At 58.9% G+C, this 21478-nt stretch carries 18 protein-coding genes and 1 pseudogene; 15 read left to right on the forward strand and 4 right to left on the reverse strand.

Features of this window, described 5'->3' with window-relative positions:
* The first annotated feature begins 99 nt into the window (after nucleotides 1–99).
* Genes ugpA through ugpQ form a run of 4 tightly spaced genes read left to right on the forward strand, consistent with a single transcriptional unit; the run spans nucleotide 100 to nucleotide 3638 of the window.
* The gene (ugpA, locus tag ACLEXF_RS22725) at nucleotides 100–987 is read left to right on the forward strand and encodes a sn-glycerol-3-phosphate ABC transporter permease UgpA (RefSeq protein ID WP_002920792.1); all 888 of its coding nucleotides are present in this window, start codon (nucleotides 100–102) and stop codon (nucleotides 985–987) included.
* Entirely contained in the window at nucleotides 984–1829 is an 846-nt protein-coding gene (gene ugpE, locus ACLEXF_RS22730) for a sn-glycerol-3-phosphate ABC transporter permease UgpE (RefSeq protein WP_023319266.1), read from the forward strand. Before ugpA ends, ugpE begins: the two co-directional genes overlap by 4 nt.
* A 1-nt stretch (nucleotide 1830) precedes the next feature.
* Nucleotides 1831–2901, forward strand: a complete 1071-nt coding sequence (locus tag ACLEXF_RS22735; RefSeq protein WP_004150074.1) for a sn-glycerol-3-phosphate import ATP-binding protein UgpC — start codon at nucleotides 1831–1833, stop codon at nucleotides 2899–2901.
* Nucleotides 2898–3638 (forward strand): glycerophosphodiester phosphodiesterase, encoded by a 741-nt coding sequence (gene ugpQ, locus ACLEXF_RS22740; RefSeq protein WP_004202117.1) that lies wholly within the window; start codon nucleotides 2898–2900, stop codon nucleotides 3636–3638. The genes ACLEXF_RS22735 and ugpQ overlap by 4 nt, the downstream gene beginning before the upstream one ends.
* 24 nt (nucleotides 3639–3662) lie before the next feature.
* Here ugpQ and ACLEXF_RS22745 read toward each other — a convergent pair whose 3' ends face one another.
* A complete protein-coding gene (locus tag ACLEXF_RS22745) occupies nucleotides 3663–3983 on the reverse strand; it encodes a DUF2756 family protein (RefSeq protein WP_004202118.1) in 321 nt (106 codons plus the stop codon).
* Between the two features lie 123 nt (nucleotides 3984–4106).
* On the opposite strand from ACLEXF_RS22745, the gene ggt reads away from it, so the two are divergent.
* Entirely contained in the window at nucleotides 4107–5852 is a 1746-nt protein-coding gene (ggt, locus tag ACLEXF_RS22750; protein WP_017899976.1) for a gamma-glutamyltransferase, read from the forward strand.
* Between the two features lie 89 nt (nucleotides 5853–5941).
* Here the strand turns inward: ggt and yhhY are convergent, their stop codons facing one another.
* Entirely contained in the window at nucleotides 5942–6418 is a 477-nt protein-coding gene (yhhY, locus tag ACLEXF_RS22755; protein ID WP_074195325.1) for an N-acetyltransferase, read from the reverse strand.
* 239 nt (nucleotides 6419–6657) lie between these two features.
* Nucleotides 6658–7299 carry a bactofilin family protein gene (locus tag ACLEXF_RS22760; protein WP_069603521.1) on the reverse strand — a complete coding sequence of 214 codons (642 nt, stop codon included), beginning with the start codon at nucleotides 7297–7299 and terminating at the stop codon, nucleotides 6658–6660.
* 264 nt (nucleotides 7300–7563) lie between these two features.
* On the opposite strand from ACLEXF_RS22760, the gene ACLEXF_RS22765 reads away from it, so the two are divergent.
* From ACLEXF_RS22765 to gntU, 5 genes are all read left to right on the forward strand, one after another.
* Complete coding sequence (locus ACLEXF_RS22765; RefSeq protein ID WP_049004487.1) at nucleotides 7564–8601, forward strand: oxidoreductase; 1038 nt, start codon at nucleotides 7564–7566, stop codon at nucleotides 8599–8601.
* Between the two features lie 121 nt (nucleotides 8602–8722).
* On the forward strand, nucleotides 8723–9418 hold the full coding sequence (locus ACLEXF_RS22770) for a pirin family protein (RefSeq protein ID WP_002920779.1): 696 nt from the start codon (nucleotides 8723–8725) through the stop codon (nucleotides 9416–9418).
* A gap of 239 nt (nucleotides 9419–9657) precedes the next feature.
* Complete coding sequence (gene gntR, locus ACLEXF_RS22775) at nucleotides 9658–10653, forward strand: gluconate operon transcriptional repressor GntR (RefSeq protein WP_208526986.1); 996 nt, start codon at nucleotides 9658–9660, stop codon at nucleotides 10651–10653.
* A 180-nt stretch (nucleotides 10654–10833) separates the two neighbouring features.
* Nucleotides 10834–11364: a gluconokinase gene (gene gntK / locus ACLEXF_RS22780; RefSeq protein WP_004202126.1), complete on the forward strand. Its 531-nt coding sequence runs from the start codon at nucleotides 10834–10836 to the stop codon at nucleotides 11362–11364.
* On the forward strand, nucleotides 11364–12704 hold the full coding sequence (gene gntU / locus ACLEXF_RS22785) for a gluconate transporter (RefSeq protein ID WP_004202127.1): 1341 nt from the start codon (nucleotides 11364–11366) through the stop codon (nucleotides 12702–12704). Before gntK ends, gntU begins: the two co-directional genes overlap by 1 nt.
* Here gntU and ACLEXF_RS22790 read toward each other — a convergent pair.
* Nucleotides 12701–13063: pseudogene (locus ACLEXF_RS22790) on the reverse strand (hypothetical protein). The gene gntU and the pseudogene ACLEXF_RS22790 overlap by 4 nt on opposite strands.
* Nucleotides 13064–13166: 103 nt before the next feature.
* On the opposite strand from ACLEXF_RS22790, the gene asd reads away from it, so the two are divergent.
* The 5 genes from asd (at nucleotide 13167) to glgA (ending at nucleotide 21478) form a co-directional block, all read left to right on the forward strand.
* Entirely contained in the window at nucleotides 13167–14273 is a 1107-nt protein-coding gene (asd, locus tag ACLEXF_RS22795; RefSeq protein WP_208526985.1) for an aspartate-semialdehyde dehydrogenase, read from the forward strand.
* A gap of 237 nt (nucleotides 14274–14510) precedes the next feature.
* The gene (gene glgB, locus ACLEXF_RS22800; RefSeq protein WP_208526984.1) at nucleotides 14511–16697 is read left to right on the forward strand and encodes a 1,4-alpha-glucan branching enzyme; all 2187 of its coding nucleotides are present in this window, start codon (nucleotides 14511–14513) and stop codon (nucleotides 16695–16697) included.
* Nucleotides 16694–18670 carry a glycogen debranching protein GlgX gene (glgX, locus tag ACLEXF_RS22805; RefSeq protein ID WP_023319259.1) on the forward strand — a complete coding sequence of 659 codons (1977 nt, stop codon included), beginning with the start codon at nucleotides 16694–16696 and terminating at the stop codon, nucleotides 18668–18670. Before glgB ends, glgX begins: the two co-directional genes overlap by 4 nt.
* 79 nt (nucleotides 18671–18749) lie before the next feature.
* Nucleotides 18750–20045, forward strand: coding sequence for a glucose-1-phosphate adenylyltransferase (gene glgC / locus ACLEXF_RS22810; RefSeq protein ID WP_002920566.1), 1296 nt, complete (start codon nucleotides 18750–18752; stop codon nucleotides 20043–20045).
* The gene (gene glgA / locus ACLEXF_RS22815; RefSeq protein ID WP_004202133.1) at nucleotides 20045–21478 is read left to right on the forward strand and encodes a glycogen synthase GlgA; all 1434 of its coding nucleotides are present in this window, start codon (nucleotides 20045–20047) and stop codon (nucleotides 21476–21478) included. The genes glgC and glgA overlap by 1 nt, the downstream gene beginning before the upstream one ends.

Genomic DNA, 21478 nt, shown 5'->3' on the forward strand with positions numbered 1-21478 from the left:
CTTGCCCGGTGGCGCTGCGCTTACCGGGCCTACGATGTGCCCTATGTAGGCCGGGTAAGGCGTAGCCGCCACCCGGCATTGTTCAGGAACCCAATCTCCATGTCATCATCCCGTCCGGTATTCCGCTCGCGCTGGCTGCCCTACGTGCTGGTCGCGCCGCAGCTGATTATCACGCTGATTTTCTTTATCTGGCCCGCGGGCGAAGCGCTGTGGTATTCGCTACAGAGCGTCGACCCGTTTGGCCTCTCCAGCCAGTTCGTCGGCCTGGATAACTTCGTTGCGCTGTTCCATGACCCGTACTATCTGGACTCATTTTGGACCACCATAAAATTCAGCGCCCTGGTGACTGTCAGCGGCCTGCTCATTTCGCTGTTTTTCGCCGCGCTGGTCGACTACGTGGTGCGCGGCAGCCGCTTTTATCAAACGCTGATGCTGCTGCCGTACGCCGTGGCCCCCGCCGTCGCGGCGGTGCTGTGGATCTTCCTCTTTAACCCCGGGCGCGGGCTGATCACTCACTTCCTTGGCGAGCTGGGCTACGACTGGAACCACGCGCAGAACAGCGGCCAGGCGATGTTCCTGGTGGTCTTTGCCTCGGTATGGAAGCAGATAAGTTACAACTTCCTGTTTTTCTTCGCCGCGCTGCAGTCGATCCCGCGTTCGCTGGTTGAGGCCGCTGCCATCGACGGCGCCGGACCAATCCGCCGCTTCTTCAAGCTGGCGCTGCCGCTGATTGCGCCGGTAAGTTTCTTCCTGCTGGTGGTCAACCTGGTTTACGCCTTCTTCGACACCTTCCCGGTGATCGATGCTGCCACCGCCGGCGGCCCGGTGCAGGCGACCACCACCCTGATTTACAAAATCTATCGCGAAGGTTTCGCCGGGCTCGATCTTTCCGCTTCCGCCGCGCAGTCGGTGGTGCTGATGTTCCTCGTCATTATCCTGACGGTGGTGCAGTTCCGTTACGTTGAAAGTAAGGTGCGTTACCAATGATTGAGAACCGTCGCGGGCTGACGATTTTCAGCCACACCATGCTGATTTTGGGCATCGCCGTCATTTTATTCCCGCTGTATGTTGCCTTCGTGGCGGCGACGCTGGATAACCAATCGGTGTTCGAAACGCCGATGACGCTGATCCCCGGCGGACATTTGCTGGAGAACATGAAGACCATCTGGGTGAACGGCGTCGGCGTCAACAGCGCGCCGTTCTGGCTGATGATGCTCAACAGCTTCATCATGGCGTTCGCCATTACGGTAGGCAAAATCGTGGTGTCGATGCTTTCGGCGTTCGCCATCGTCTGGTTCCGCTTTCCGCTGCGTAACCTGTTCTTCTGGCTGATCTTTATCACCCTCATGCTGCCGGTCGAGGTGCGTATTTTCCCGACGGTGGAAGTGATCGCCAATCTAAAAATGCTCGACAGCTACGCCGGGCTTACGCTGCCGCTAATGGCCTCGGCCACCGCCACCTTCCTGTTCCGCCAGTTCTTTATGACCCTGCCGGACGAGCTGATTGAAGCGGCGCGTATCGATGGCGCTTCGCCGATGCGCTTTTTTCGCGACATCGTGCTGCCGCTGTCGAAAACCAACCTCGCCGCGCTGTTCGTCATCACCTTTATCTACGGCTGGAACCAGTATCTGTGGCCGTTGCTGATTATTCAGGATGTGAATCTTGGCACCGCCGTCGCCGGCATCAAAGGCATGATCGCCACCGGCGAAGGTACTACCCAGTGGAATCAGGTGATGGCGGCGATGCTGCTGACCCTGATCCCGCCGGTTGTCATCGTTTTAGCCATGCAGCGCGCGTTTGTGCGTGGCCTGGTCGATAGTGAGAAATAAAATGGCTGGTTTAAAACTACAGGCAGTAAGCAAAAGCTGGGATGGCAAAACCCAGGTGATTCAACCGCTGACGCTGGACGTGGCGGACGGGGAATTTATCGTTATGGTCGGCCCGTCGGGCTGCGGGAAATCTACGCTGCTGCGGATGGTCGCCGGACTGGAGCGGGTGACCAGCGGCGATATCTGGATCGACCGCAAGCGGGTGACCGAGATGGAGCCGAAGGATCGCGGTATCGCCATGGTGTTCCAGAACTATGCCCTTTATCCGCATATGAGCGTGGAAGAGAACATGGCGTGGGGGCTGAAGATCCGCGGCATGGGTAAGGGATTGATCGCCGAGCGGGTGCAGGAGGCGGCGCGTATTCTTGAGCTGGACGGCCTGCTCAAGCGCCGCCCGCGCGAGCTCTCCGGCGGCCAGCGCCAGCGCGTGGCGATGGGCCGCGCCATCGTGCGCGACCCGGCGGTATTCCTCTTCGACGAACCGTTGTCAAACCTCGACGCCAAGCTGCGCGTGCAGATGCGTCTTGAGCTGCAGCAGCTGCATCGCCGCCTGAAAACCACCTCGTTGTACGTTACCCATGACCAGGTGGAGGCGATGACCCTCGCCCAGCGGGTGATGGTGATGAACAAAGGCGTTGCCGAGCAGATCGGCACCCCGGTCGAAGTATATGAGAAGCCGGCCAGCCGCTTTGTGGCGAGCTTTATCGGCAGCCCGGCCATGAACCTACTGGAAGGGCGCATCAGCGATGACGGCGGTCGCTTTGAGCTGGCGGGCGGCATGCAGCTGCCGACGAATCATGAGCATCGGCGCCACGCCGGGCGTAAAATGACGCTCGGTATCCGCCCGGAGCATTTTATCTTAAGCTCGCAGGCGCAAGGCGGCATTCCGCTGCTGATGGACACCCTGGAAATTTTAGGTGCCGATAACCTCGCCCACGGGCGCTGGGGCGAACAGAAGCTGGTGGTCAGACTGCCGCACCAGCAGCGTCCGGCGGCAGGCAGCACGCTATGGCTGCATCTGCCTTTGGAACATCTGCACCTCTTTGATGGTGAAACAGGACAACGCGCATGAGTAACTGGCCTTATCCCCGTATCGTCGCCCATCGCGGCGGCGGTAAACTGGCGCCGGAGAACACCCTGGCGGCTATCGATGTTGGCGCCCGCTACGGGCATACGATGATTGAATTTGACGCCAAGCTGTCAAAGGACGGGCAGATCTTTCTGCTGCATGACGATAATCTCGAACGCACCAGCAACGGCTGGGGCGTGGCGGGGGAGCTGCCATGGGACGATCTGCTGAAGGTCGATGCTGGCAGCTGGTTCAGCCGTGAATTTAAGGGCGAGCCGCTGCCGCTGCTCTCCCAGGTGGCGGAGCGCTGCCGCCGTCACGGCATGATGGCGAATATCGAAATTAAACCGACCACTGGCCTTGGGCCGCAGACCGGCAACGTGGTGGCCCTGGCGGCACGGGAGCTGTGGGCGGGAATGACCGCGCCGCTGCTGTCGTCGTTTGAAATCGATGCCCTGGAGGCGGCGCAGGAAGCCGCTCCCGAGCTGCCGCGCGGGCTGCTGCTGGATGAGTGGCGCGATGACTGGCGGGAGTTGACCACCCGGCTGGGCTGCGTGTCCATTCACCTCAACCACAAGCTGCTGGACGCCGGGCGGGTGGCAAGCCTGAAACAGGCCGGCCTGCATATCCTGGTGTATACCGTTAACAAACCCCAGCGCGCCGCCGAGCTGCTGCGCTGGGGCGTAGACTGCATCTGCACCGATGCCATTGACGTCATCGGGCCGGATTTCCAGCCTTAATATCCACTGCGCGGCGGCTGGCCTTTACGGGTTGGTCTGCCGCAGCATCCCTCCATTATTGTTCGGCAGTACCTGCTGCGGCGGATTGATATTCCCGCCCTGTGCGGCACGCTGCTGATTGGTCTGCAGCTGGTTTTGCAGATGCTGCTGCTGGGAGCGAGTCTGATTGTTCAGATTCTGCTTCAGCATGCTCTGCTGCTGCTGTTGCTGCACCTTCATCTCATTTTGCATGCGCTGCTGGCTGGGGACCACGTAACCCGGCTGATTGGGGTTGTTATCAATATTGATTGGCTGGGCTAAAACGCCGAGCGGCATCAGCGCCGCCAGAAATAACATCGCTTTCATGGTTTTCTCCTCCCGTGCGTGGGATCACTTAAGTGTACCTCGAATCCGCCATAACAATGATTTTTTAGGAGTTATCAACCAGGCTTAAGCGGGGAATGAAACCTACCTATCAGGAGTAAGACAATGATAAAAACAACAATCTGGCGTCAGGTGGTCATCGCTGCGTTGCTGGCGGGCGGGAGTTTTACCGTTGCCGCCAGTCCGCCACCGCCGCCGCCGGTCTCTTATGGCGTAGAGGAGGATGTGTTCCACCCGGTTCGCGCCCGACAGGGGATGGTGGCCTCGGTGGATGCCCTGGCCACCCGCGTCGGTGTGGACATTCTGCGCCAGGGCGGCAACGCCGTCGATGCGGCGGTGGCGGTCGGCTACGCGCTGGCGGTCACCCATCCGCAGGCCGGGAATATCGGCGGCGGCGGTTTTATGCTGCTGCGTACGAAAGACGGCAAGACCACGGCCATCGATTTCCGCGAAATGGCGCCGGAGCAGGCCACCCGCGACATGTTCCTTGACGATCAGGGTAACCCGGACAGTAAAAAATCGCTCACCTCGCATCTCGCCTCCGGCACGCCAGGCAGCGTCGCCGGTTTCTCTCTTGCCCTGGAAAAATACGGCACCATGCCGCTGAACAAAGTGATCCGCCCGGCGATTAAGCTGGCGGAAGAGGGCTTTATCGTTAACGATGCGTTGGCGGACGATCTGAAGACCTACGGCAGCGAAGTGATCCCGCAGCACGAAAACAGCAAAGCGATCTTCTGGAAGAACGGCGAGCCGCTAAAGAAGGGCGACCGGCTGGTACAGAAGAACCTGGGGAAAAGCCTCGAGCTGATTGCCGAGCACGGTCCGGATGCCTTCTATAAAGGCGCCATCGCCGACCAGATCGCTGAGGAGATGAAAAAGCACGGCGGGCTTATCACCAAAGCCGACCTCGCTAACTATAAGGCGGTGGAGCGCACGCCGATTAGCGGCGAATATCGCGGGTATGAGGTTTATTCCATGCCGCCGCCGTCTTCCGGCGGGATCCACATCGTGCAGATCCTCAATATCCTCGAAAACTTCGATCTGCAGAAATATGGCTTCGGCAGCGCCGACGCCATGCAGGTGATGGCGGAGGCGGAGAAACACGCCTATGCCGACCGCTCTGAATATCTCGGCGATCCTGACTTCGTCAAAGTGCCGTGGCAGGCGCTGACCAGCAAAGCCTACGCCAAAGCGATCGCCGCTGAGATCGACGTCAATAAGGCGAAGCCTTCCAGCCAGATCCGCCCGGGCAAACTGGCGCCCTATGAAAGCAACCAGACCACCCATTTCTCGGTGGTGGATAAAGAGGGCAATGCGGTGGCGGTGACCTATACGCTGAATACCACCTTCGGTACCGGCATTGTGGCCGGCGACTCCGGCATTCTGCTGAATAACCAGATGGATGATTTCTCGGCGAAGCCCGGCGTGCCTAACGTCTATGGCCTGGTGGGCGGCGACGCCAATGCGGTGGAGCCGAAAAAACGCCCGCTGTCGTCGATGTCGCCGACCATTGTGGTGAAAGACGGCAAAACCTGGCTGGTGACGGGCAGTCCCGGGGGCAGCCGGATCATCACCACCGTACTGCAGATGGTGGTCAATACCATCGATTTCGGGATGAACGTCGCAGAAGCCACCAACGCCCCGCGTTTTCACCATCAATGGCTGCCGGATGAGCTGCGGGTAGAGAAAGGCTTTAGCCCGGATACCCTGAAGCTGCTGGAGGCGAAGGGGCAGAAAGTGGCGCTGAAAGAGGCGATGGGCAGTACCCAGAGCATTATGGTGGGGCCGGACGGGATGCTGTATGGCGCCTCCGATCCGCGTTCGCCGGATGATTTAACGGCGGGGTATTGATATGTTGCCCGGTGGCGCTGTTGCGCTTACCGGGCCAACCACGGCACGAACATAGGCCGGGTAAGGCGAAGCCGCCACCCGGCAATAAGCTACTTCATTCTCGCCATATAATACGCATCCACATACTCACCGTTGCGCAGCGCGTAACGCTTGCCGGTGCCTTCGATCTCAAAACCGTGTTTTTTGTACGCCGCAATCGCTGGCTCGTTATCGGCGAACACCGTCAACTCGATGCGGTCAACGCGCAGCCAGTTATCGCACAGGTCGATCATCTCGCGCATCAGGGCGCTGCCGATACCGCGGCCCTGATGGCCTGCTGAAACCGCCATACCAAAGGTCGCAACGTGGCTGCGGCGAGGGCGCGGCTCGACATGGAGCGACAGATGCCCGGTAACCCGATCGTCCAGCGTCGCTACCAGATGGAAGGTATGGGGTTTGGGCTGTAGCTTCTCCTGCCAGGCTTCCATGGCGGGGTAAGGGATCTGTAGCGTGTCATGATAGACCTCCGGGTGCGCCATCAGCATACGTAAAGGTTCAGCATCGCGCGGTTCGGCATGGCGTATCACTATGTCACTCATTCCCTTATCCTCTTTTTGGTGGTTGATTCCCCTTCACCATCTCTGACGGCAGCCGGGGAGTCAATGTTGTTTTTTGCAAAAAAAGATAGACAAGTGCGAATGAGAATGATTATTATTGTCCTGCATTCAGGAAGACCCCTGCGGAAAGCCTGAAAGCACGACATTGCTCACATTGCTTCCAGTATTACTTTAGCCAGCCGGGTGCTGGCTTTTTTTTTGCTGCAATCTCAGGCGCTTTGCGGCCTGGCGGACGTCACGCCGTCTTCCGCAACCAGGCCGATGAGATGACTTTTGCTTTCCGCCGCGGCCAGCACCTCGGCGCTGCCGGTGAACAGGCCGCCCTTTTTAATCGCCAGCGAGCGATAGGTGAGGGTGCCATCCAAATTGCCATGCTCCTCAATGGTGATACTGTCGCCGCGACACTGGCCCTGCACCTTGCCGTCAATAATCAGCTCCCGGCAGCTGATGTTGCCCTCCACCTGGCCTTCACGCATCACCTTAATCAGATGTTCTTTAGCCTCAATGTTGCCGGTAAGCTGGCCGTGAATGTAGACATGGCCGCTGGCGACAATATTGCCAACGAAATGCACCCCGCTGGCGATGACCGTGGTCTCTTGTTTTTTACTGGCGACCGTTGGGGATTCTGGGTTATTTGCCGGAGGCGTGACCACTTCTGAAGTCTGGGGTTCCGTTTTATTTTTCTTAATAAACATTGGGTTAATCTTGTTCCGTTGGCTATGGAGGAGGAAGGCGACCAGCGCGCAGGCGGCCGCCAGGCGCGCCGGCACGATCGCATCGACAGACCAGGCGATCAGCGCGAGAAGCCAGAAAAAAAGGGCGCCGTTTAAGGCGAGATACTGTTTGTCCATTAGCAGCGGCTGGCTACTCCGTTAGTCATCAGCAACGTCCTGGTTTGCCCTCCACTTATCCGCAGTTTCGCCATTGAGATCAAGAGGTTTAGCCGGAAAATGGTGATTTAATCACTTATTAATCAATTAGTTATTAATAATTACGTATAAGTAGTGCGCTACCTATTTTTTTGACGAATCTTCACGGAAAACGGACTGAGAGGATGAAGTCATGTCCCGGCTTGCGCTATGGTTGAAGGTAGTTCATTCACTAAGGACAGCGTTATGACTCTGCACTGCGCATTTATTGGCTTCGGCAAAAGCACCACCCGCTACCATCTTCCTTACGTATTACACCGCCAGGACCGCTGGCAGGTGGCGCACATCTACCGCCGTCGGGCGAAGCCCGAAGAGCAGGCGCCGCAGTATTCCCACATCCATTTCACCAGCGATCTCGATGAAGTATTAAACGACCCGCAGGTCAGGCTGGTGGTGGTCTGCACCCATGCCGACAGCCATTTTGAATATGCGAAAAAGGCGCTGGAGGCGGGGAAAAATGTGCTGGTGGAAAAGCCGTTCACCCCGACGCTGGAGGAAGCCAAAACCCTGTTTGCGCTGGCGAACAGCAAAGGCCTGACGGTGACGCCCTACCAGAACCGCCGCTTCGATTCCTGCTTCCTGACCACCAAGAAGGTGATTGAGAGCGGCAAGCTTGGCGAACTGGTGGAGATCGAAAGCCATTTTGACAACTACCGCCCGCTGGCGGAGACCAACCCTGGCGGTCCGCAAAACGGCGAGTTCTATGGCCTTGGCGTACATACCCTGGACCAGATTATTTCGCTGTTCGGCCGCCCGGACCATGTTGCTTACGATCTGCGCTCGCTGCGCAACAAAGCTAACCCGGACGATACCTTTGAGGCCCAGCTGTTCTACGGCGATCTGAAGGCTATCGTTAAGACCAGCCATCTGGTGCAGATCGACTACCCGAAATTCATCGTCCACGGCCATAAAGGCTCGTTTGTGAAATATGGTATCGACCAGCAGGAAACCAGCCTGAAAGCCAATATCATGCCGGGCGAGCCGGGCTTTGGCGCGGATGACAGCGTCGGCGAGCTGGTGTATGTCAACGACGCGGGGGAGACGGTGCGCGAAGCGGTCCCGCTGGAGAGCGGCGACTATGGCCGGGTATACGACGCGCTGTACGATACCCTCGTCAATGGCCAGCCAAATTACGTCAAGGAATCTGACGTTCTTACCAATATGGAGATCCTGCAGCGCGGCTTTGAGCAGCCATCACCGGCCACTATTACTCTGGTGAAATAAGCCCAATCGGCTCCTCTGCGCTTGTTCATATTTTTTGAACAGAGGAGTCAATTTTCACCCTCTATGATCGTTGGCGAAATGGGTCCACACTGACTCCATCGAAAACATATGGGGGTGCAACATGATCTACTTACGCAAAGCGAACGAACGTGGCCATGCTAACCATGGCTGGCTGGATTCCTGGCATACTTTCTCTTTCGCCAACTATTACGACCCGAACTTTATGGGCTTCTCCGCCCTGCGGGTGATTAACGATGACGTCATCGACGCCGGTCAGGGCTTCGGTACCCACCCGCACAAAGACATGGAGATCCTGACCTATGTGCTGGAAGGGGCGGTGGAGCACCAGGACAGCATGGGCAACAAAGAGCAGGTGCCGGCGGGCGAGTTTCAGATCATGAGCGCGGGTACCGGGGTGCGTCACTCTGAGTACAATCCGAGCAAAACCGATCGTCTGCGTCTGTACCAGATCTGGATTATTCCGGAAGAAACCGGCATTACCCCGCGCTATGAGCAGCGCCGCTTCGACGCCGCCCAGGGCAAACAGCTGGTGCTGTCGCCGGATGCGCGAGATGGCTCGCTGAAGGTGTACCAGGATATGGAACTGTATCGCTGGGCGCTGCTGAAAGATGAGCAGTCGGTTCACCAGATTGCTGCGGAACGCCGCGTCTGGATCCAGGTCGTCAAAGGCGAAGTGACCATCAACGGTACCAAAGCTACCACCAGCGATGGTCTGGCCATCTGGGATGAGCAGGCGATTTCGGTTCATGCCGACAGCGATAGCGAAATCCTGCTGTTCGATCTGCCGCCGGTTTGATAGTTATCTGAGGTAGTCTATACCCAAAATAATGCGAGTTGCAGGAAGGCGGCGACGCAGCGAATCCCCAGGAGCTTACATAAGTAAGTGACTGGGGTGAGCGAGGAAAGCCAACGCGCATGCAACTTGAACTATGATGGGTATAAATAAATTGCGCAACCTTCCCTAACATGAGGGAAGGTTGCGCTTTGTCCGTGATAAACTGAGAAAATGTTTCCCCGTTGATCACAGTCAGGACGATGAAAAAGAAAAGACCCGTACTTCAGGATGTAGCCGATCTTGTCGGCGTGACCAAAATGACGGTCAGTCGCTATTTACGCAACCCGGAGCAGGTCTCCGAAGCGCTGCGTGGCAAGATTGCCGTTGCCCTCGATGAACTGGGTTATATTCCCAATCGCGCCCCTGACATTCTCTCCAACGCCACCAGCCGCGCGATTGGCGTGCTGCTGCCATCGTTAACCAACCAGGTGTTCTCGGAAGTGCTGCGCGGTATTGAAAGCGTCACCGACGCCTTCGGCTATCAAACCATGCTGGCGCACTACGGCTACAAGCCGGAAATGGAAGAGAAACGCCTCGAATCAATGCTCTCCTGGAACATTGACGGCCTGATCCTCACCGAACGCACCCATACGCCCCGCACCCTGAAGATGATTGAAGTCGCCGGCATTCCGGTGGTGGAGCTGATGGACAGCCGGTCGCCATGCCTCGATATTGCGGTCGGGTTTGATAACTTTGACGCTGCCCGGCAGATGACCGCGGCGATCATCGCCCGCGGCCACCGCCACGTCGCCTATCTGGGGGCGCGTCTTGATGAACGTACTATCATCAAACAGAAGGGGTACGAGCAGGCGATGCGCGACGCCGGTATGACGCCCTACAGCGTGATGGTGGAGCAGTCCTCGTCCTATTCATCCGGGATTGAGCTGATGCGCCAGGCGCGTCGCGAATACCCGCAGCTTGACGGCATCTTTTGCACCAACGATGACCTCGCGGTCGGCGCGGCCTTTGAGTGCCAGCGCCTGGGGCTGAAGATCCCCGATGATATGGCAATTGCCGGTTTCCACGGCCACGATATCGGCCAGGTGATGGAGCCGCGGCTGGCCAGCGTCCTGACTCCGCGTGAGCGGATGGGGCGCATCGGCGCCGAACGTCTGCTGGCGCGCATTCGTGGCGAAGCGATTACCCCTAAGATGTTAGATTTAGGTTTCACATTGTCACCGGGCGGATCAATTTAAACTGACAAGTTTGAAGTAGATCACACATATTCACATCTGGCACGAATGGATATTGCTTCTCCACAGGTCCGGCATGACAATGTTACCGATAACAGTTACCCGTAACAATTAACCGATATGCCGCCTTCGCGCTCAATGAGTCAGCCACGGCGCGGCGTACCTGTCCGGTGGGAGGATGCTTTGAGCACGACTAATCATGATCACCACGTCTACGTTCTGATGGGCGTTTCCGGCAGCGGAAAATCCGCTGTCGCCAGCGAAGTGGCGCATCAGCTGCATGCCGCGTTTCTCGACGGCGACTTTCTGCATCCGCGCAGCAATATCACCAAGATGGCTTCCGGTGAGCCGCTCAACGATGACGACCGTACCCCGTGGCTGCAGGCGTTAAATGACGCCGCGTTTGCCATGCAGCGTACCAATAAGGTGTCGCTGATCGTCTGCTCGGCGCTGAAGAAGAGCTATCGCGACATTCTGCGCAAGGGCAACCCGAACCTCTCCTTCATCTACCTGAAAGGCGACTTCGAGGTGATCGAAAACCGTCTGAAGGCGCGTAAAGGGCACTTCTTCAAAACCCAAATGTTGGTGACGCAGTTTGAAACGCTGCAGGAACCAGGCGCCGACGAGAGCGATGTGCTTATCGTCGATATCGACCAGCCGCTGGAAGGCGTGGTGGCCAGCACCATTGAGGTGATCAACAAAGGCAGTCACTAGTGAGTACTTTAACGCTTGTTTTAACAGCTGTCGGCTCGGTATTGCTGCTGCTGTTTTTAGTCATGAAGGCGCGGATGCACGCCTTCGTGGCTTTGATGGTGGTTTCTATTGGTGCAGGTCTCTTCTCCGGCATGCCGCTGGATAAAATCGCGGCGACGATGGAGAAGGGGATGGGCGGTACGCTGGGCTTCCTGGCGATCGTCGTCGCGCTGGGCGCGATGTTCGGTAAGATCCTGCATGAAACGGGGGCGGTCGATCAGATTGCCGTCAAGATGCTCAAATCCTTCGGCCACAATCGCGCGCACTATGCGATTGGTCTCGCCGGCCTCATCTGCGCGCTGCCGCTGTTTTTCGAAGTGGCGATCGTACTACTGATCAGCGTCGCCTTCTCGATGGCGCGCCATACCGGCACTAACCTCGTGAAGCTGGTGATCCCGCTGTTTGCCGGGGTGGCCGCCGCCGCAGCGTTCCTGCTGCCGGGACCGGCGCCGATGCTGCTGGCGTCGCAAATGCACGCCGACTTTGGCTGGATGATCCTGATTGGCCTGTGCGCGGCAATTCCGGGGATGATTATCGCCGGGCCGCTGTGGGGCAACTTCATCAGCCGCTACGTTGAGCTGCATATTCCTGACGACGTGACCGAGCCGCATCTCGGCGAAGGCAAAATGCCCTCCTTCGGCTTCAGCCTGTCGCTGATCCTGCTACCGCTGGTGCTGGTAGGCCTGAAAACCATCGCCGCGCGCTTTGTGCCGGTGGGGTCTACCGCTTACGAATGGTTCGAATTTATCGGTCACCCGTTCACCGCGATCCTGGTGGCCTGCCTGGTGGCGATCTACGGCCTGGCGGTACGTCAGGGGATGGCGAAAGACCGGGTAATGGAGATCTGCGGCCATGCGCTGCAGCCGGCGGGAATTATCCTGCTGGTGATCGGGGCTGGCGGCGTCTTCAAGCAGGTGCTGGTTGACTCCGGCGTCGGCCCGGCGCTTGGTGAAGCGCTGACCGGCATGGGGCTGCCGATCGCCATTACCTGCTTCGTGCTGGCGGCGGCGGTGCGTATCATCCAGGGATCTGCCACCGTGGCGTGCCTGACGGCTGTCGGCCTGGTGATGCCGGTGATTGAGCAGCTGAACTACAGCGGCGCGCAGATGGCGGCATTATCTATCTGTATCGCCGGCGGCTCGATTGTGGTGAGCCACGTGAACGACGCCGGCTTCTGGTTGTTCGGTAAATTTACCGGCGCCACCGAAGCCCAGACGCTGAAAACCTGGACGATGATGGAAACCATCCTCGGCACCACCGGGGCGATTGTCGGCATGATTGCCTTCCAGCTGCTGAGCTAAGTCTGTTCGTCACCCGCTCGCGGGAGGCCAAAAGCCAGGGTAACGCCGTTTACCCTGGCTTCCCGGCAATAAGCCGCGATTTTTGCCTCTTTTCTCTTCCGGCTCCTCGCCCTTATTAGCGCTACGACGATGCTCGTATCCTTCAGCAAGCCTTGCTGCACCTGGGTTTGTTGCTTCTTTTTGGCAAGGGGAAAATCAGCCGATTTCGTGCTTAATCCATAATCAGGATCAATAAAATCGCAACGGAAAATGTTCCATTCCCTGGGTGATTTCCCCGATAATCATTGCGCTTTTGACGACTACCAGCGACGGTGGACAATGCGCAGGATAAGTTGCTTTTCTGATTGTTCAGCAATCATTGATTAATTTCACTTGCGACTTTAGCTGCATTTTGTAAGGTGAGGGATATTCCAGTTGGAAACTGGCCAGGCACAAACAGCACACACCTCGCAGGAATACGTTATGAAAAATGTTGGTTTTATCGGCTGGCGCGGAATGGTCGGCTCTGTTCTCATGCAACGCATGGTTGAAGAGCGCGATTTCGACGCCATTCGCCCGGTGTTCTTCTCTACCTCCCAGCTGGGACAGCCAGCGCCGTCATTCGGCGGTAGCACCGGTGGCACGCTTCAGGATGCGTTCGATCTGGACGCGCTGAAGGCACTGGACATTATTGTCACGTGCCAGGGCGGCGATTACACCAACGAGATTTACCCGAAGCTGCGCGAAAGCGGCTGGCAGGGTTACTGGATTGACGCGGCCTCTTCGCTGCGCATGAAGGACGATGCGATCATTATCCTCGACCCGGTTAACCAGGACGTGATCACCGCCGGCCTGAACAACGGCGTAAAAACCTTTGTCGGCGGCAACTGTACCGTCAGCCTGATGCTGATGTCCCTCGGCGGCCTGTTTGCCCAGGAGCTGGTGGAGTGGGTCAGCGTGGCGACATACCAGGCGGCTTCCGGCGGCGGCGCGCGTCATATGCGCGAACTGCTGAGCCAGATGGGCCAGCTGCACAACCACGTCGCGACAGAGCTGGCGGACCCGGCTTCCGCCATTCTGGATATCGAGCGCAAAGTGACGTCACTGACCCGCAGCGGCGAGCTGCCGGTGGATAACTTCGGCGTTCCGCTGGCGGGCAGCCTGATCCCGTGGATCGACAAACAACTGGATAACGGCCAGAGCCGCGAAGAGTGGAAAGGCCAGGCGGAGACCAACAAGATCCTCGCCACCTCGTCCGTTATCCCTGTAGACGGCCTGTGCGTCCGCGTTGGCGCGCTGCGCTGCCACAGCCAGGCGTTCACCATCAAGCTGAAAAAAGATGTCTCTATCCCGACCGTTGAGGAGCTACTGGCCGCGCACAACCCGTGGGCCAAAGTGGTACCGAACGATCGCGACATTACCATGCGCGAGCTGACCCCAGCCGCGGTGACTGGCACCCTGACCACCCCGGTCGGACGCCTGCGTAAACTGAATATGGGACCGGAATACCTGTCGGCCTTTACCGTTGGCGACCAGCTGCTGTGGGGCGCCGCCGAGCCGCTGCGCCGGATGCTTCGCCAGCTGGCGTAAGCGCAGGATGAACAGAAAGGGGGTCTTCGAGCCCCCTTTTTTTTTGCGTAATACAAGGAGTAAACGCGGATGTTAGATTTTTCCCCACGGAGGTAACTCAGCCTTGGCTATGCTTTAAGTAAGGAATTCCTTACCTGAAGGTGGGACGGAGCAGAAGGATGCAAAAAGCGCTGCGCCGTTCAGGTCAAAAAAGTCGCCAGTTACAGGAATGAGCGACACTTACAACAGGATGAAAGCATGTCTAATCATATCGATAGAGACGTGATTAATGCGCTAATCGCCGGTCATTTCGCGGACCCTTTTTCCGTGCTCGGCATGCACCGTACCGACGCCGGGCTGGAAGTGCGCGCATTATTACCCGATGCCACCGATGTGTGGGTTATTGAACCAAAAACCGGACGCAAAGTCGGCAAGCTCGAATGCCTCGACTCGCGTGGTTTTTTCAGCGGCGTTCTGCCGCGGCGTAAAAACGCCTTTCGCTATCAGCTGGCCGTCACCTGGCACGGACAGCAGAATCTGATTGATGACCCTTATCGCTTTGGTCCGCTGCTGCAGGATCTTGACGTCTGGCTGCTGTCGGAAGGGACCCACCTGCGCCCTTACGAAACGCTGGGCGCGCATGCCGCCACCATGGACGGCGTTACCGGCACCCGTTTCTCGGTGTGGGCGCCGAACGCCCGCCGCGTCTCGGTGGTGGGGCAGTTTAACTACTGGGACGGCCGACGCCACCCGATGCGATTCCGCAAAGAGTCCGGGATCTGGGAGCTGTTCGTTCCCGGCGCGCACAATGGCCAGCTGTATAAATTCGAACTGATTGACGCCCACGGCCACCTGCGGGTCAAAGCCGATCCTTATGCCTTTGAGTCGCAAATGCGTCCGGAAAGCGCCTCGCTTATCTGCGACTTGCCGCCCAAAGTGGAACAGCCGGCGGACCGCAGAGCGGCGAACCAGTTTGATGCCCCGATCTCTATCTATGAAGTGCATCTCGGCTCCTGGCGCCGCCATACCGACAATAATTTCTGGCTGAGCTACCGCGAGCTGGCCGACCAGCTGGTCCCCTACGCGAAATGGATGGGCTTCACCCATCTCGAGCTGCTGCCGGTTAACGAACACCCGTTCGACGGCAGCTGGGGCTATCAACCTACCGGCCTCTATGCACCGACCCGCCGTTTCGGCACTCGTGACGATTTCCGTTACTTTATCAACGCCGCGCACGCCGCCGGGCTGAACGTCATTCTTGACTGGGTGCCCGGCCACTTTCCGGCGGATGATTTTGCCCTTGCCTCGTTTGACGGCACTTCGCTGTATGAGCACAGCGATCCGCGCGAGGGATATCACCAGGACTGGAATACCCTGATCTACAACTACGGACGTCGGGAAGTCAGCAACTACCTGGTGGGTAACGCGCTGTACTGGATCGAACGCTTCGGCATCGATGCGCTGCGCGTCGACGCGGTGGCCTCGATGATCTATCGCGACTACAGCCGCAAGGTGGGGGAGTGGATCCCTAACGAATACGGCGGCCGGGAAAATCTGGAAGCCATTGAGTTTCTGCGCAACACCAACCGCATCCTTGGCGAACAGACGCCGGGCGCGGTCACCATGGCGGAAGAGTCCACCGATTTCGCCGGGGTAACCCGTCCGCCAGCCGGCGGCGGCCTCGGTTTCTGGTTCAAATGGAACCTCGGCTGGATGCATGACACCCTGGATTACATGAAGCTCGATCCGGTGCATCGCCGCTACCATCACGACAAAATGACCTTCGGCATGCTCTACAACTACACCGAGAACTTTGTGCTGCCGCTCTCCCACGATGAAGTGGTGCACGGCAAAAAATCGATTCTCGACCGCATGCCGGGGGATGCCTGGCAGAAGTTCGCTAACCTGCGCGCCTACTACGGCTGGCTGTTCGCCTTCCCGGGGAAAAAGCTGCTGTTTATGGGCAATGAGTTCGCTCAGGGCCGCGAGTGGAACCATGACACCAGCCTCGACTGGCACTTGCTGGAGGGCGGCGACAACTGGCACCACGGCGTTCAGCGGCTGGTGCGCGACCTGAACCATACCTATCGCCACCATAAGGCGCTGCACGAGCTGGATTTCGACCCGTACGGCTTCGAATGGCTGGTGGTCGACGACCATGAGCGCTCGGTGTTTGTCTTTGTGCGCCGCGACCGGGCCGGGAACGAGATTATCGTCGCCAGCAACTTCACGCCGGTACCGCGCCATGACTACCGCTTCGGCATCAACCAGCCGGGCCGCTGGCGCGAGGCGTTGAATACCGACTCAATGCACTATCACGGCAGCAACCAGGGCAACGGCGGCGTGGTGGAAAGCGATGCTATCCCCAGCCACGGTCGCGAACATTCGCTGTCCCTGACCCTGCCGCCGCTGGCGACGATCTGGCTGGTCCGGGAGGCGCAATGACCAACCTCGCGGCAGGCAAACCTGCGCCGTTGGGCGCCAGCTATGACGGCAAAGGGGTGAACTTCGCCCTCTTCTCCGCCCACGCGGAGCGGGTGGAGCTGTGCGTGTTCGACGAGCAGGGCAACGAGCAACGCTTCGATCTCCCGGCGCGCAGCGGCGACATCTGGCACGGCTGGCTGGCTGCCGTCGGGCCGGGCCTGCGTTACGGCTACCGGGTGCATGGTCCCTGGGATCCGGCGCAGGGACACCGCTTTAACCCGGCCAAGCTGCTGCTCGATCCCTGCGCGCACCGGGTGGAAGGCGAGCTGCCGGACGACGAACGCCTGCACGGCGGAATGTGGCAGCCGGATCATCGCGACAGCGCCGCGATAGCGCCAAAATCGCAGGTCGTGGATCTGCATTACGACTGGCTGGGCGATCAACCGCCGCGTACCCCGTGGGGGGAAACGGTGATTTATGAAGCGCACGTGAAAGGGCTCACCCTGCTTAATCCGCAGCTGCCGGAAGCCATTCGCGGAACTTATAAGGCGCTGGGCCACCCGGTAATGATCGCTTACTTCAAATCGCTGGGCATTAGCGCCCTTGAGCTGTTGCCGGTGGCGCAGTTCGCCAGCGAGCCGCGACTGCAGCGGATGGGGTTGAGCAACTACTGGGGCTACAACCCGCTGGCATGGTTCGCGCTGGATCCGCGCTATGCCAGCGACCCGACGCGCGCCCTGGATGAGTTTCGCGATGCGGTTAAGGCGCTGCACGCCGCCGGTATCGAAGTGATACTGGATATCGTGCTCAACCATAGCGCGGAAATCGATCTTGAAGGTCCCACCGTCTCCCTGCGCGGAATCGACAACCGTAGCTATTATTGGGTAAGGGAAGATGGTGATTATCACAACTGGACCGGGTGCGGGAATACGCTCAATCTCAGCCACCCGGGGGTAGTGGAACTGGCGCGCCAGTGTTTGCGCTTCTGGGTGGATGAGTGCCATGTCGACGGTTTTCGCTTCGATCTCGCCTCAGTGATGGGGCGGACACCGGAATTCCGCCAGGATGCGCCACTGTTCGAGGCTATCCGCCACGACAGCGTGCTGTCGCAGGTGAAACTGATCGCCGAACCCTGGGATATCGGCCCGGGGGGCTACCAGGTGGGCAATTTTCCCCCGCTGTTCGCCGAGTGGAACGACCATTTTCGCGATAGCGCCCGCCGCTTCTGGCTGCAGCAAAACGTCTCCCTGGGGGATTTCGCGCAACGCTTCGCGGCCTCCAGCGATCTCTTTGCCCGTGATGGCAAGCCGCCATCGGCGACGGTCAACCTGGTGACGGCCCACGATGGCTTCACGCTGCGCGACTGCGTTTGTTTCAATCAGAAACACAATGAGGCAAACGGGGAGGAGAATCGCGATGGGACTAACAATAACTACAGCAACAATCATGGTATAGAAGGATTAGAAGCTAATTTTGCGGTGATTGAACGGCGACGCGCCAGCGTGCATGCGCTGCTGACGACGCTGCTGCTGGCTCAGGGGACGCCGATGCTGCTGGCGGGCGATGAGCAAGGCCACAGCCAGCACGGCAACAATAATGCTTACTGCCAGGACAATGCCCTGACGTGGCTGGACTGGCGCCAGGCGAACCCGGGATTAACCGCCTTTACCGCGGCGCTGATCCACCTGCGCCGGCGCATTCCGGCGCTCACCCGCAACCGCTGGTGGCAGGAGGGGGATGGCAGCGTCCGCTGGCTTAATCGCAATGCCCAGCCGCTGACTGCCGGGGAGTGGCAGCAGGGTGCAGCGTGTATGCAAATCCAGTTGTCGGATCGCTGGCTGCTCACGCTGAACGCCACCGCAGAGGTGGTCGATATGGTTTTACCCGAGGGGGAATGGCGCGCCGTTCCTCCATTCGCCGGAGAGGATAATCCGGTCATCATGGCTGTCTGGCATGGGCCCGCGCACGGAGTGTGCGTATTTCAAAGGTCGTAAGCCCTGAAGCTTCCGGTAAACCCGTGGCGGCGGCGCGGCGGGATGAGCAGGAAAGCGGGGGTGTAAAAAGGAGTTAATCATGGTTAGGCTTGAAAAAAACGATCCGCTGATGCTGGCGCGTCAATTACCCATCAAATCCGTGGCGTTGATCCTCGCGGGCGGCCGTGGCACCCGGCTTAAGGATCTCACCATTAAGCGTGCGAAACCTGCCGTTCACTTCGGCGGCAAGTTCCGTATTATCGATTTCGCATTATCTAACTGCATTAACTCAGGGATCCGCCGCATCGGCGTTATTACCCAGTATCAGTCGCATACGCTGGTGCAGCACATCCAGCGCGGCTGGTCTTTCTTCAGCGAAGAGATGAACGAGTTTGTCGATCTGCTGCCGGCTCAACAGCGCGTACACGGCGAAAACTGGTATCGCGGCACGGCGGATGCGGTGACGCAGAACCTGGATATCATCAGCCGCTACAAGGCCGAGTACGTGGTGATCCTCGCGGGCGACCATATTTACAAGCAGGACTACTCGCGCATGCTGATCGACCATGTCGAAAAAGGGGCGCGTTGCACCGTGGCCTGCATGCCGGTGCCCATTGAAGAGGCATCTGCCTTCGGCGTCATGGCGGTCGACGAAAACGAAAAGATCATTGAGTTTGTCGAGAAACCCGCCAACCCGCCGGCGATGCCGACCGACCCGACCAAATCGCTGGCCAGCATGGGCATTTATGTCTTTGATGCCGCCTATCTTTATGAGCTGCTGGAAGAAGACGATCGCAACGAGAACTCCAGCCATGATTTCGGCAAAGACATCATTCCGAAGATCACTGAAGCTGGCATGGCTTATGCACATCCTTTCCCGCTCTCCTGCGTGCAGTCCGACCCGAACGCCGAGCCGTACTGGCGCGACGTGGGGACGCTGGAAGCCTACTGGAAGGCCAACCTCGATCTGGCGTCAGTCACGCCGGAGCTGGATATGTACGACCAGAACTGGCCGATCCGTACCCATATGGAATCGCTGCCGCCGGCGAAGTTCGTGCAGGACCGCTCCGGTAGCCACGGCATGACCCTGAACTCGCTGGTTTCCGGGGGGTGCATTATCTCAGGGTCGGTGGTGGTGCAGTCGGTGCTGTTCCCGCGCGTGCGGGTGAACTCATTCTGTAACATTGATTCGGCAGTCTTGTTGCCAGATGTCTGGGTGGGGCGCTCATGCCGCCTGCGTCGCTGCGTGATTGACCGCGCCTGCGTCATCCCGGAAGGTATGGTGATTGGTGAGAACGCGGAAGAGGATGCACGCCGCTTCTATCGCTCAGAGGAAGGTATCGTGCTGGTGACCCGCGACATGCTGCGGAAATTGGGGCACAAACAGGAGCGCTAATGCAGGTCTTACATGTATGTTCTGAGATGTTCCCGCTGTTAAAGACGGGCGGTCTGGCGGACGTCATCGGCGCGCTGCCGGCGGCGCAAATCGCGGAGGGTATCGATACGCGCGTGCTGTTGCCGGCGTTTCCTGATATCCGCCGCGGCGTGGTGGATGCCCAGGTGGTGACCCGCCGGGATACGTTCGCCGGGCGGATCACGCTGCTGTACGGCCACTTTAACGGCGTGGGGATCTATCTGATAGACGCCCCGCATCTCTATGACCGGCCGGGGAGCCCTTACCACGATACCAACCAGCACGCTTATACCGACAACGTTCTGCGCTTCGCGCTGCTGGGCTGGGTGGGAAGCGAAATGGCCAGCGGACTGGATCCATTCTGGCGTCCGGATGTGGTCCATGCCCACGACTGGCACGCCGGCCTGACGCCGGCCTACCTGGCGGCGCGCGGCCGCCCGGCTAAATCGGTCTTTACCGTGCATAACCTGGCGTACCAGGGGATGTTTTACTCCTGGCATATGAATGATATCGAACTGCCGTGGTCGTTTTACAACATGCATGGCCTCGAGTTTAACGGCCAGATCTCGTTTCTGAAGGCCGGTCTTTACTACGCCGATCATATTACGGCGGTGAGCCCGACCTACGCGCGCGAGATCACCGAGCCGCAGTACGCCTACGGCATGGAGGGGCTGCTGCGTCAGCGCCATCATGAAGGACGGCTGTCGGGAATTCTCAACGGCGTTGACGACGGTATCTGGAGCCCGCAAAACGACCTCCTGCTGCCGATGCGCTACGATCGCGACACGCTGGAGGAGAAGGCGGAGAACAAGCGTCAGCTGCAGATCGCCATGGGCCTGAAGGTCGATGATAAAGCGCCGCTGTTTGCTGTCGTCAGCCGTCTCACCAGCCAGAAAGGGCTGGATCTGGTGCTCGAAGCGCTGCCGGGCCTGCTTGAGCAGGGCGGCCAGCTGGCGCTGCTGGGCGCCGGCGATCCGGTGCTGCAGGAAGGGTTCCTCGCCGCCGCCGCCGAACATCCAGGCAAAGTGGGCGTGCAGATTGGCTACCATGAGGCCTTCTCCCACCGCATTATGGGGGGCGCCGACGTCATTCTGGTCCCGAGCCGCTTTGAACCCTGCGGCCTGACCCAGCTGTACGGTCTTAAGTACGGTACGCTGCCGCTGGTGCGCCGCACCGGCGGTCTGGCGGACACGGTCTCAGACAGTTCGCTGGAGAACCTTGCCGATGGTCTGGCGACAGGTTTTGTCTTTGAGGACAGCAATGCGCTGTCACTGCTGCGCGCTATTCGTCGCGCCTTTGTCCTCTGGTCGCGCCCATCGCTCTGGCGCTATGTGCAGCGTCAGGCGATGAATATGGATTTTAGCTGGCAGGTTGCCGCGAACTCCTATCGCGAACTTTATCAACGCTTGATGTAA

The sequence above is a fragment of the Klebsiella pneumoniae complex sp. WS1778 genome (assembly GCF_049472055.1).
GTDB lineage: Bacteria > Pseudomonadota > Gammaproteobacteria > Enterobacterales > Enterobacteriaceae > Klebsiella > Klebsiella quasipneumoniae.